The 13,028-nt window shown below is 75.0% G+C and carries 2 protein-coding genes; both read right to left on the bottom strand.

Annotated elements, in window-relative coordinates; all coding sequences use genetic code 11:
* Positions 1 to 12: 12 nt before the first annotated feature.
* Positions 13 to 3,813 (bottom strand): type I polyketide synthase, encoded by a 3,801-nt coding sequence (locus AC069K_RS00695; protein ID WP_478610649.1) that lies wholly within the window; start codon positions 3,811 to 3,813, stop codon positions 13 to 15.
* The gene (locus tag AC069K_RS00700; protein WP_478610650.1) at positions 3,806 to 12,583 is read right to left on the bottom strand and encodes an amino acid adenylation domain-containing protein; all 8,778 of its coding nucleotides are present in this window, start codon (positions 12,581 to 12,583) and stop codon (positions 3,806 to 3,808) included. Before AC069K_RS00700 ends, AC069K_RS00695 begins: the two co-directional genes overlap by 8 nt.
* Positions 12,584 to 13,028 lie beyond the last annotated feature (445 nt).

Genomic DNA, 13,028 nt, shown 5'->3' on the forward strand with positions numbered 1-13,028 from the left:
GTGTGCGGGGGGTCATCCGGCGGCGGGCCGCAGGGCGGCGGCCAGGACCGCGCCGATCCGGGCCATCGGCTCCGGCTCGGTCATCTCGTAGTGGCCGCAGGGCACGGCGTGGTCGGTGAGGACGCCGCTCACGTACGGGCGCCAGCTGTCGGCCTTCCCGGCCGCCAGGGAGACGTCGGCCGGGTCGGCGGCACCGGCGCCCTCGGTGGCGCTGAAGAAGAGCACGTCGCCGCGGAACACCTCGGGGGCGAAGCCGCTCGCGACGGCGAGGTTGTTGCGCATCACCCGGGCGATGGCGAGCGCCTCCTCGCGGGTCACCGGCGAGGGGCCGCGCTCCGCGCCGTCCTCGCCGATCAGCCGGACCACCTCGTCGACGTCCGCGCCGCCCTCAGGCATCTCCACGCCCGCGACCCGGACGAGCAGGGACGCCACCTGGCGCTCGGTCGCGGCCGGATCGGCCGGCTCGTCCCCGGTCAGCGGCGCGTCCAGCATCGCCAGCAACTCGACGTCCTCGCCCTGCCGTTGCAGGGCGGTGGCCATCGCGTGGGCGACGAAGCCGCCGTAGGACCAGCCCATCAGCCGGTACGGGCCGCGCGGCTGCACCTCGCGCAGCCGGGCGAGGTAGGAGTCGACCATCTCCTTGGCGTCGGCGGCCGGCTCCAGCGTGCCGTCCAGGCCGTGCGCCTGGAGCCCGTACACCGGCTGGCGGGCGCCGAGATGGGGCAGCAGCCCGGTGTAGCGCCAGGCGATGCCCGCGCCCGGGTGCACACAGAACAGCGGGCGCTGGTCGCCGTCGGCGCGCAGCGGCAGCAGCGGCGCGAACGCGTCCCGCCCGGCGGCGCCCGCGCGCCCGGCGAGCGCCACGAGCCCGGCGATGGTGGGCGCGGACAGGAACGCGGCGGCCGGGACGTCGAGGACGCCCTCGGTACGCATCCGCCCCGCCAGCATCACGGCGCGCATCGAGTCGCCGCCCAGGTCGAAGTAGTTGTCGTGGACGCCGATGCCCTCGATGCCCAGGGCCTCCTCCCAGCACGCGGCCACGGCGCGCTCCTGGGGGGTGCGGGGCGCCGCGTACTCGGTGGTCAGATACGGCCGGGGCGCGCGGCCGGCGCCGTCCGGCCCGTCCGCTACGTCGTCCCCGACGGCGGGCGCCTTGGCGCCGGGCGCCTCGATCCAGTGGCGGCGCCGGTCGAAGGCGTACCCCGGCAGCGGCACCCGGCGCGGTTCGCGCGCCTCGCCGGGGCCGGTGATGTCGGCGGGCACGCCCGCGCTCCACAGCCGGCCCAGCGCCTCCGCGAAGACCTGTCCGTCGGGGCTCGCGGCCTTGGCGTGGCGCATGGTGGGCACCGTGGTCACGGGTGCGTCCGCGAGGCGGGCCGCGGCCAGCTTGGCGAGGCCGTCGCCGGGGCCGATCTCGACGAAGAGCGGGTTGCCGCGCTCCCACAGCGCGGCGATGCCGTCCGCGAAGCGGACCGTGCGGCGGGTGTGGTCGAGCCAGTGCCCGACACTCGTCGCCTGCTCGTCGGTGACCCAGGTCCCGGTGACGTTGGTGACGTACGGGATGGTGGGCGCCCGCAGGGCCACGGTCCGCAGGAGGTCCGCGAAGCCCGGCAGGATCGGGTCCAGGACGTGGGAGTGCGCGGCCGCCGGCATCCGCAGCCGCCGGAAGGCGACCTCGTCGGCGAGCAGCCGCGCCTCCAGGGCCGCCACCGCCTCCGCGCGCCCCGCGACCGTACAGGCGGCCGGGCCGTTGACGGCGGCCAGCGACAGATCGTCGGTGAGGTAGCCGCGCAGGGCCTCCTCACCGAGGGCGACACCGACCGTGGCGCCCCCGGCCGAGCTGATCAGCCGGATCCGCTCGGCGGCCAGCGGCAGCATCTCCTCCAGGGTCATCACCCCGGCGAGGGTGGCCGCGGTGTACTCGCCCAGCGAGTGCCCGATGAACGCGGCCGGCCGTACACCGTGCTCCATCAGCGCGGTGGCCAGGGCGTATTCGGTGACCACCAGAGCCAGGAAGGCGTCGACGCCGCCGGGTTCGGTGTGCTCGTACAGCGCGGTGCGCAGATCGCGGCCGGTCGCGGGGCGCAGGATGTCGGCGCAGTGGTCGACGGCGTCCCGGTAGACGGGGAGTTCGCGGTAGAGCCCGGCGCCCATGCCGGTGTACTGGGTGCCGCCGCCGGGCAGCAGGAAGGCCACCAGCGGCGCCTCCTGGCCGCGCACCTCGGCCGGGGCCTGGAGGGGGTGCAGCAGGATCCGCGCGGCCTCCTCGGCGCTCCGCGCGGCCACCGCGGCCCGGTGGGGCATGGCGGGGCGGTCGGTGCGCAGGGTGTGGGCGACGTCGGCGAGGTCGAGGCCGGGGTGCGCGGTGAGGTGGCGTCCGAGGTTCGCCGCCTGGCCGCGCAGGGCGCCCGGGGTGCGGGCGGAGAGCGGCAGGACGTGCCACCGCTCGCCGTCCCCCTGGCGCGGGGCCGGGGCGGGTGCGGCGGGCGGGGCCTCCTCCACGATCACATGGGCGTTGGTGCCGCCGACGCCGAAGGCGCTGACGGCGGCCCGGCGCGGCGCTGCCCCCGCGTCCCACTCCTCCAGCGCGGTCGGCACCCGGAACGGGCTCGCCGCGAAGTCGATCAGCGGGTTGGGCCGCTCGACGTGGAGGGTCGGCGGTATCTGCCCGTGCTGGAGCGCCAGCACGACCTTGATGAAGCCGGCGATCCCGGCGGCGGCGCCCAGATGCCCGATGTTGCTCTTGACCGACCCCAGGGCGCAGAACCCCTCGCGGTCGCTGCTCTCGCGGAACGCCCGGGTCAGCGCGGCCACTTCGATCGGGTCGCCGATCCTGGTGGCGGTGCCGTGGGCCTCCACGTAGCCGATCGAGTCGGCGTCGACACCCGCGGCGACCTGGGCGGCGAGGACGGCCTCCGTCTGGCCCTCGGTGCTGGGGGCGGTGAACCCGACCTTGCGGCGGCCGTCGTTGTTGATGGCCGAGCCCCGCACCACCGCCCGGATGCGGTCGCCGTCGGCGAGGGCGTCCTCCAGGCGCTTGAGGACGACCATGCCGACGCCGTCGCCCGAGGAGGTGCCCGCCGCGTCGGCGGCGAACGCCCGGCAGCGGCCGTCCGGCGAGAACGGTCCGTCGGGCACGTGCCGGTAGCCGAGCAGCGCCGACGGGTTGAGCGAGGCGGCCCCCGCGAGGGCGACGTCGCAGCGGTAGTCGATCAGGTCCTGGCAGGCGGTGTGGATCGCGACGAGGGCGGTGGAGCACGCCGTCTGGAGGGAGAGGCTGGGCCCGGTCAGCCCCAGTTCGTAGGAGATACGGGTGGCCAGGGTGCCCAGGGAGTTGCTGGTGGCCGCGTGGACCAGGGCCACCGAGGCGCTCTGCCCGGCGAAGCGCGGGTGGACGTGCCCGGGGTAGTAGCGGCTGTCGCCCGCTCCCGCGTACACCCCCACCTGGAGGTCGCCGTGCCCGCCCGCGTACCCCGCCTCCTCCAGCGCGTGGTAGGCGCACTCCAGCAGGAGGCGCTGCTGCGGGTCGACGACCTCGGCCTCGGCCGGGCTGTAGCCGAAGAAGGCGGAGTCGAAGCGGTCGATGCCCTCGACCACCGAGGCCATCCGCACCAGATCGGGGTCGGACAGGTGCGCGGGGTCGCCGCCCGCCGCGAGGAACTCCTCGTCGGTGACGGGCCGGATCGACTCCCGGCCGGCCGCCAGGTTCTCCCAGAACTCCTCGACCGTGTCGGCGCCGGGGAAGCGTGCCGCCATGGCGACGACCGCGACCGCCGTCTCGGGCCCGTACTCCGGCCGGTCTGTCTCATCCATCGTTGCGGGGTCCTTCGTGCTCGGGGTGCGGGGTGTTCGGGGCGGGACGGCGGGCGGCACGGGCGGCACGCTGGCGCTCGGCCCGCTGCCGTACGCGGTCGAGTCCGGTGGGCGGGGCGCTGTCCGCCGCCGCCGGCGCGGCCTGCGGCGCGGCGCCGCCGACGCCGACACCGAGGGCGCTGAGGTGGCGGGCCAGGGCCCGGACGCTGGGGTGACTGAACAGGTCGACCACACTCAGCTCGCAGCCCAGCTCCTCGTTGACCGCGCCCTGGGCGCGGACGAGGAGCAGGGAGTGGCCGCCGAGGTCGAAGAAGTTCTCCTCGACGCCGACCCGGTCGCGCTCCAGGACACGGCACCAGATGGCGCTCAGGACCTTCTCCAGCTTGCGCAGCCCCTCGGCCGCGCCGTCGGCGGCCCCGGGTGCCTCGGCCTGTGACGAACCGGCCGCCCGCAGCACCCAGTTGCCGCTCGCCCCGGCCGCCTCGGCGCTCTTCCCGGCCGCCGTGTACAGCGCGCCGAGGTCCGCGTCGTCCTCCAGGGCCACCCGGCCCGCGAGGCGGTGCACCGGGCGCGGTGCCGCCCGGACGTGCCCGCGCACCCAGGGCAGCGACCGGTCGGTGCCGATCAGCAGGTGCGGCTCGTCCAGGGTGCGGGCCAGGTCGAAGGAGCGCAGGGCCGCGGACGCGTCCAGGACGCGGTAACCGCGCGCCTCCGTCAGCGACTTGAGGCCGTACCCCTCGCTCATGCCGAGCTCGTCCCACATGCTCCAGGCCAGGCTCTGCGCGTCCAGGCCGGCTCCGCGCTGATGGGCGGCGAGGGCGTCGAGGAACGCGTTGGCGGCCGCGTAGGAGCTGCTCATGGAGCCGCCGAAGAAGCCGTTGACCGAGGAGAACGAGACGAAGGAGCGGACCGGGCGCTCCTGGGCGAGGCGGTGCAGCGCCCAGCCGCCGGTGACCTTCGCGGCGAGCGCCGCACGCCACTCGTCCAGGGACAGGTCGGTCACCGCCCGCTGCTCGAAGCGGCCCGCCAGGTGCACGATCTGGCCGAGCGGGACGGACCAGGCGGCTGCCGCCTCGTCGACGACGGCGCGCAGCGCGTCCGGGTCGGTGATGTCGGCGCTCGCGTACCGCACCTCGCCCAGCTCGCGCAGGCTCCGGTACGTCTGGATACGGCGGGCGAGCGGACCTCCCTCGGCGAGGTGCTTGTCCCAGGCGTCCTCGTCGGGCAGTTGGGTGCGCCCGACCAGGAGCAGCCGGGTGCCGGGGGTCTTCAGCAGATGCTCGGCGAGACGTCCGGCGACCCCGCCCAGACCGCCGCTGAGCAGGTGGAACCCTTCGATTGCGGGCGCGGCGGAGCGCGGCAGCGGGTCGGGCAGGGGCGCCAGGCGGCGGATCCAGCGCTGCCCGTCGCGGAAGGCCACCTCGGCGTCGGCCACGGGAGCGGCGGCCTCCGCCACCAGTACCCCGGCGCGCTCCCCGGGGCCGCCCCCGGGCGCCAGGTCCACCTGGACGGTGCTCAGCCAGGGCAGCTCCTCGCGCAGGCTCTTGAGGAGCCCGCCGACGGCTCCGTGGGCGTAGGAGGGGCGCTCGTGCGCACCCACCGCCTGGCAGCCGGCGCCCACGACGTACAGGGCGACCCGGTGGCCGTCCTCGTGACGGGTTGTCAGGGCCTGAGCCAGGCAGAGCAGCGCGTCGGCGCCGTCGCGCTGGGCCTCCAGCAGCTCGGCCGCGCTCTCCGGCTCGCCGCTCCCGGCGCCGAGCGCGCCCAGGTGCAGGACGGTCTCCACCGGCCGGTCGTCCGCCGCGAGAGCGTCCAGCAGGCGCCCGTAGTCCTCGGCGGCGTCCACGCGCACCCGGTAGGCGGCCGCGTCGCTCCGGGCGAAATCGGGACCGGCGGTGACCACCGTGCACCGGCCGCCGCCCTCGCGCAGCTGGTCCGCGACGGCGGCCGCCACCTCGGCGGCCGGGCCGTGCCGCCCGGCCAGCACCAGGATGTGGCCGCCCGGCGCCGCAGGGGCGTGGAGGCGCTCGGCGCGCTGCCACACCGGGCGCAGGAACCAGTCGGGCACGGTCGCGGTGCTGCCGAGCAGGATCTCCGAGGCCTGCGCGACCGGGTCGAACTCGCCCGCCTCGAACCGCTTGCGCAACTGGGTGCGCTGGATCTTGCCGATCTCCGTCTTGGGGATCACGGCCGCCTCGACCGGCATGAGATGCGCCGGACTGATGCCGATCTCGCGGGTCACCTTGCCCCGGATCGCCCGCAGCGCCCGCTCGGTGTCCGTGCCCTCCTCCAGGTGGAAGAAGAGCGCGAGCTCGTCGGTGCCCGCCGCCGGGTCGGTGCGCACCGCGCAGGCCGCGGTGAAACTCCGTACCACGAAGGGCAGTTCCTCGACGCAGGTCTCGATCTCGTGGCTGTAGTGGTTGACGCCGTTGACGATGATGACGTCCTTGGCGCGGCCGGTGATGTAGAGCTCGCCCGCCCGCAGGAAGGCCAGGTCACCGGTCTCGAACCAGCCCTCGGGGGTGAACGACTCGGCGTTCACCTTCGGGTTGTCGTGGTAGCCGGAGGTCACGGTGGTGCCGCGCACCTGGAGCCGGCCCGCGGTGCCCTCCGCGACGATACGGTCCTGGTCGTCCACGATCCGCATGGCGAAGCCCGGATAGGGCAGCCCGCAGCTGACGAACGCCTCCTCGCCGGGCAGCGGTCGCGCCGAGAGCACGGTGTCGGTGACCACCGACGACGTCTCGGACATGCCCCAGCACGGGTGCATGACGTCCTGCGGCAGCCCGAACGGCTTCATCACCTCCAGCCAGCGCCGGGCGGTGGCCGCGACGACGACCTCGCCCGCGTTCATCACCAGCCGCATCGGGGAGAGGTCCCAGGGCCGCCCGGACATCCGGTGCGCCTGCTCGCTGACCAGGCCGAACGCGAAGTTGGGCGCCCAGGTGACGGTGGCCCGGTGCCGGTGCGCCAGGTCCATCCAGCGCAGCGGGTCCTCCAGGATCCAGGAGGTCGGCGCGTGCACCTGGCGGCAGCCGAGATACACGTCGCGCAGATGGAACATGACCACACCGGTGACGTGGTCCAGCGGGATCCAGTTGACCGAGACGTCGTGCTCGGTGAGGGAGTTGAGGGTGGCGGTCGCGGCGGCCCGGGTCAGCACGTTGCGGTGGCTGAGCCGGACCGCCTTGGGCAGCCCGGTGCTCCCCGAGGTCAGCAGCATCAGCACCACGTCGTCGGGCCGCGCGGGGTGCCAGTCCCCGTCGGGCGGTCCGGCCCGCAGCGCGTCGGTCGTGGTGAGCCGCAGCCCCTGCCACTCCCGGCGCCGCGCCAGGTCGCGCAGCCCCTCCTCACCGGAGGCGGAGGTGACCACCCAGGGGCGGTGCAGCATCTCCCACACGCCCTCCAGCTTCGCCACGGGCGCGGAGGACGTCGCGTACGACACGGGGACGGTCAGCGGTACGGTCACGAACCCGCCCAGGACGCAGCCCCACAGCGTGGCGAGGAAGTCCTCGGTGTCCTCGCACTGGAGGATCACCTGGTCACCGGGGCGCAGCCCGAGTTGCCGCAGGCCGCCGAGGACGCGGGAGGCCTCCTCGATCAGCGAGGCGTAGCTCCGCCGGGTCTCGGTGCCGTCGGCCCGGACGTGGACGACCTCGGCGTGCGGGCCGCCCGCGGCCGCCCTCCGCAGCGCCTCGGCCCAGCCGCTCACCGTGGGCTCCGGCAGCTCGGGCCCTTCGCTGAGCGCGGGCACGGCGGTGGCGGCGCCGTCGCCCAGGGAGTGGGCGGGGGCGTCGGCGCGGGTACCGGAGGAGCCGATGTAGAGCCGGCCGATCGGCTCGGTGACCTCCTCCAGGGTCACGGTCGCCGCGCGCACGCCGGGCAGCGCGGTCAGGCCGCGCTCCCACTCCTCGGCGGCCTCGGTGTCGATGAAGGGCAGTTGGCCGAGGGCGTCGGTGTCCAGGGTGCCGTCGGCGTGCCTGGGCAGATCGCTGACGGCGGTGACCCTGGGCACGGTCCCGGAGTCCGCTCCGGTGCGCCGCAGGGCGCGGGCCGCCTGTTCGGCCGCGGCGGCCCGGGTGGGCACGGCGAACACGGCCGTCCGCCCGTCCGCTCCCGGCACGGCGACCGCGTCCCGCAGATCGCCCCGGGCGAGGAGGGCGCGCTCCAGCTCCGCCGTGCCGGACGCGGTGTCCGCCGCCTCCTCGGCCCGTACGACGGGCTCGGGGGCGGGCAGCGCGCCGAGGCGCACCCCGGGGTCGTCCGCCACGGCGGTCAGGAGCGCGTGCAGGGCGTGGGCGGCGCGGTCCACGGTCGCGTGGTCGAACAGGTCGGCGGCGTACTCGATGTGGCAGACGAGCCCGTCCGCGGACCCGTCCTCGGCGCGGTGCTCCACCACGTCCACGAACAGGTCGAACTTGGCGGTGCCGGTGGCGCTGGGCCGCAGCGGCGCCTCGTTGCCGCCGAGCCGCAGCACGGCCTCGGTGTTGTTCTGGAGGGCCAGCATGACCTGGAAGAGCGGGTGACGGGCGGGAGTGCGGGGCGGGTTGAGCTCCTCCACGAGCCGGTCGAAGGGCAGGTCCTGGTGGTCGTAGGCGGCGAGGTCGACGTCCCGTACCCGGGCGATCAGGTCGCGGAACTCCGGGTCGCCGGAGGTGTCGGTACGCAGCACCAGCGAGGTGGCCATCAGGCCGATGAGGTCGTCGAGTGCCTCGTCGGCGCGTCCCGCGACGGGTGTGCCGATGGGGATGTCCGTGCCCGCGCCCCAGCGGGTGAGCAGGGCGGCGAGGGCGCTCTGCAGCACCATGAACAGGCTCGCGCCGCTCTCGTCGGCGAGCCGCAGCAGGGCGCGGTGCAGACCGGGGGAGACGTCGAGGGTGAGATGGGCGCCCCGGCGGGCCGGCGCCTGGGGGCGGGGCCGGTCGGTGGGCAGCGGCATCTCCACCGGCAGACCGTCGAGCGCCTCCGTCCAGAAGGCGAGCTGACGCTCGCTCAACCCGCCCTCAGCATCCGTGCCTTCGAGCAGCGCGCGTTGCCAGAGGGTGTAGTCGGCGTACTGGACGGGAAGTTCGTCCCAGCCCGGGTCGCGGCCCTCGGCGCGGGCGGCGTACGCGGTGGACAGGTCCTCGGCCAGCGGGCGCAGCGACCAGCCGTCGGCCGCGCTGTGGTGCAGGACGACCACCAGTGTCCGGGCCGCCCCCGTCCCGTAGAGACCGGCCCACAGCGGCTGGTCCCGGGTCAGGTCGAAGCGGTGTCCGCGTGCCAGGGCGACATACGCCTCCACCTCCTGCGGGGGACAGTCCACCACGTGCAGCACGGGACGCAGGGAGCCCGGCGGACGTATCTCCTGGCGCGGGGTGCCGCCGGTCTCCGGCAGCAGGGTGCGCAGGCTCTCGTGCCGGTCGGCGACATCGGCCAGCGCCGCGCGCAGCGCGTCCACGTCGACCTCCCGCTCCAGCGGGACCACCAGCGGAATGTTGTACGTGGCGGCGGCCCCGTCCAGCTGGTTGAGGAACCACATGCTCTGCTGGGTCGCGGAGAGCGGCAGCGGGTCCGGCCGCTCGGCGCGCACCAGCGGCGGCCTGGCGGCCGGGCCGCCCTCGGCGGGGACCCGGCCGGCGAGCGCCGCCGGGGTGGGCCGGGCGAAGAAGTCGGCCATGGAGACCTCGGCGCCGGTGGCCGCGCGCAGCCGGGTCATCAGCCGGGTGGCGAGCAGCGAGTGCCCGCCGAGGTCGAAGAAGTTGTCCTCGGCGCCGACCGTCCCCTCCGGCAGCCCAAGAAGCTCCTCGTACAGCCGGCACACCAGCGCCTGGGGCCCGGAGGCCGGGGCGCGGCCGGTCGCCGCGGCCGCGAAGTCGGGGGCGGGCAGCGCCTTGGTGTCCAGCTTGCCGTTGGCGGTCAGCGGCAGCGCGTCCAGGACGACGCACGCGCCGGGAACCATGTGCTCGGGCAGCGACTCGGCCAGATGGGCCCGCAGCGCCGCCGGTTCGGGACGCGAGCCCGGGGCGGGCACGGCGTACGCCACCAGGATCCGGTCGGCGGCTCCCTGCGACTCCCGGGCCACCACGGCGGCGCGGGCCACGTCCGGGTGGCCGACGAGCACGGCCTCGATCTCGCCGGGTTCGATGCGGAACCCGCGGATCTTCACCTGCTGGTCCGAGCGGCCCGCGTACTCCAGGGTGCCGTCGGGCGCGCGCCGGGCCAGGTCACCGGTGCGGTACATGCGCTCGCCCGGAGCCCCGAACGGGTCGGCGACGAACCGCTCGGCGGTGAGTCCGGGGCGGCCCAGGTAGCCGAGGGCGAGTCCGGGGCCCGCCACGTACATCTCGCCGACCCGGCCCGGCACGACCGGCTGGAGGCAGTGGTCGAGGACGTATACGCGCAGGTCAGGGAGCGGGGTGCCGATGACACTGCGCCCGGGCGGACCCTCGATCAGCTCGCGGGTGACGCGGTGGTGGGTGACGTGCACGGTGGTCTCGGTGATCCCGTACATGTTGACCAGGACGGGCGAGGCGTCGCCGTGCCGCTCCAGCCAGGGGCGCAGGTGCGCGGGCTCCAGGGCCTCGCCGCCGAACACCACGTAGCGCAGGGCGAGCGGGCCGTCCTCGTCGCCGGCCTCCCGGTCGGCCTCGATAAGCTGCTGGAAGGCGGAGGGCGTCTGGTTGAGGACGGTGACGCCCTCGTCGCGCAGCAGCCGCAGGAAGTCGCGCGGGGAGCGGCTGGTGGCGTACGGGACGACGACGAGCCGGCCGCCGTGCAGCAGCGGCCCCCAGATCTCCCAGACGGAGAAGTCGAAGGCGTACGAGTGGAAGAGGGTCCACACGTCGTCCGGGCAGAAGGCGAAGTGGGCGGCGGAGGTCTCGAAGAGCCGCACGACGTTGGAGTGCGGGATCACCACGCCCTTGGGGCGGCCGGTGGAGCCGGAGGTGTGGATGATGTACGCCGGGGCGCCGGGCGTGAGCGGGGCGGTGCGTTCGGCGTCGGTGAGGTCGGTGTCCGGCCGCTCGGCCAGATCGCCTTCGAGAGCCGGTTCGCCGAGGACCAGGACGTCGGCGCCGGTCCCGGGAAGCGTCGGCGCGGTGGCCGCGTCGGTGACGAGCAGCGCGGGCGCGGCGTCGCGGGCCACCGCGCGGATGCGCTCGGCCGGGTAGCCGGGGTCCAGCGGCAGATACGCGGCGCCGGACTTGACCACCGCCAGCAGGGCGGTGACGAGCTCCAGGGAGCGGGGCAGCGCCAGGGCCACCACCTCGCCGGGACCCGCGCCGCGCTCGACGAGGAGGCGGGCGAGCCGGTTGGCACGGGCGTTGAGCCCGGCGTACGTGAGCGAGGCGCCCTCGCAGGTGACGGCCACGGCGTGCGGGGTGCGCGCCGCCCGGGCCTCGAAGCGGGTGGCCAGGTCGGTGTCGGGCGCGGTGCGTGCGGGCTCGGCGGGGGCGTCGGCCCGGCTCTCACCGGGGAGCAGCAGGCTCGTGCGCGCGAGGGCCAGGGTGGCGTCGGCCTCGGCGAGCTGGTCGAGCAGGTGCAGCAACCGCCGCTGGTGGTCGTTGAGTTCGGCCTCGGTGTAGAGGGCGGGGTTGGCGTCGAAGGCAATCCACAGCCCTTCGCCGCCCGCGCCGGGCCGGACGTTGATCTGGAGGTCCTCGACGGCGCCGCCGGACAGGTGGTGCGAGGTGGTGCGGTGGCCGCCGAAGGGCGGTTCCTCGTCGAACGGGACGAGGTTGACGACCGGCCCGTACAACCGCCGTGCCCCGCCGACGAGTCTGAGGTCGCGGCGCAGGTCCTCGGCGCGGTACTGCTGGTGCCTGCGGACGTCGCGCAACCCGGCGGCGACCGCCTTGACGAGGTCCCCGGCCGTGGTGGCGGGGGTGACGGCCAGGCGCAGCGGCAGGATGTTGGACGCCGTGCCGGGTGTGCGCAGCGCCGTGGAGCCGAGCCGGCTCATGGTGGGCAGGCCCAGCACGATGTCCCGCTGTGCGGTGACCCGGTGCAGATAGGCGGCGACGGCCGCGACCACGAGGTCGTTGCGCGCCCCGCCCAGACGGGCCGCGGCGGCGGCCAGGCGCTCGGTGTCGGCGGCGGAGAGCAGGGCGGTACGGCGCAGGAAGGAGGCGGCGGGCGGTGCGGTGCCCTCGGTGAGCCCGGTGGCTCCCGGCGCGTCCGCGAACCGGCCGGTCCAGTGGGCACGGTCGCGTACGAACCGGTCGGAGGCGCGGTAGGCCGCCTCCTCGTCGAGCAGCCGGCTCACCGGGGCGAACGGACTCCGGGGCACCTCCCTGCCGTCCGCGAGCGCCGTGTAGACCTCGGAAAGACGGCGGGCGACGAGCTTGTAGCTGTAGCCGTCGAGGAGGATGTGGTGGGCCCGCAGGAACCAGAAGAAGCGGTCGGGGGCCACCCTGAAGAGGGCGTGGGTGAACAGCGGGCCCTCGCCGAGGTCGGCCGCCGTCGCCATGTCGGCGCGTATCCAGGCCTCGGCCGCCGCGCGCGGGTCGGCCTCACCGCTGACGTCCGCCAGGTGCAGCGGCCAGTCGTCGTCCGTGGCCGGCGCGGAGCGGGGCCCGTCGGCGGTGTCGGTGAACCGCAGGGCGAAGGTGTCCGCCTCACCGACCGTGCGGCGCAGCGCGGTCTCGAAGAGCGCGGTGTCCACGGGCCCGTGGATCTCCACGTACTCGGCGGTGTTGTAGGCGGCGTTCGCGGGGTCGAGCCGCTGGGCGAACCAGAGTCCCTGCTGGGCCCCGGTCAGCGGGCTACTGGTGTCCTCCTGGACAGACATGGCACCAACCCTTGTTAGGCGTCTTTGGCATTCTCGGCACGCGGAAGGAGCCGACGGGCCCTTACCGGGAAGCCGCTGGGCAGGCGTGGACGATCCGCCCGCCGGAAGAGCGGAAATGGGCATGGGAACGAAAGGGGGAATGCGTCGCCGGAATACCGCTGCGGGTGCGGAACTCCGGTGAGAGCGGGCCGTGCCGTGACGGGGCGCGGCCTTCCTCGGAACAGCAACCCTGCATGAGGGGAAGTCGGCGGGTCAAGGGGATGATCTGGCCGGGCGTGTCTTCCGACAGGTCGTCAAAACCCAGCCGGTTGACCGGTTTCGCTCGTCCTATGTCATGGGCACGGCCGTACGATTCGAGCCAGCTTGGGGAATTTACTTTGTGTCAATAAACCGGCCATGTGGGGAGGTGAGACCGTGCTGTTGGCATGTGCCCCTTGAGGGAAAC

Source organism: Streptomyces sp. NPDC043908 (assembly GCF_056435525.1).

What these genes read in the sequence shown, in the direction of transcription:
- AC069K_RS00695 (WP_478610649.1), bottom strand. Translation starts at nt 3,813, where the DNA reads ATGGATGAGACAGACCGGCCGGAGTACGGGCCCGAGACGGCGGTCGCG.
- AC069K_RS00700 (WP_478610650.1), bottom strand. Translation starts at nt 12,583, where the DNA reads ATGTCTGTCCAGGAGGACACCAGTAGCCCGCTGACCGGGGCCCAGCAG.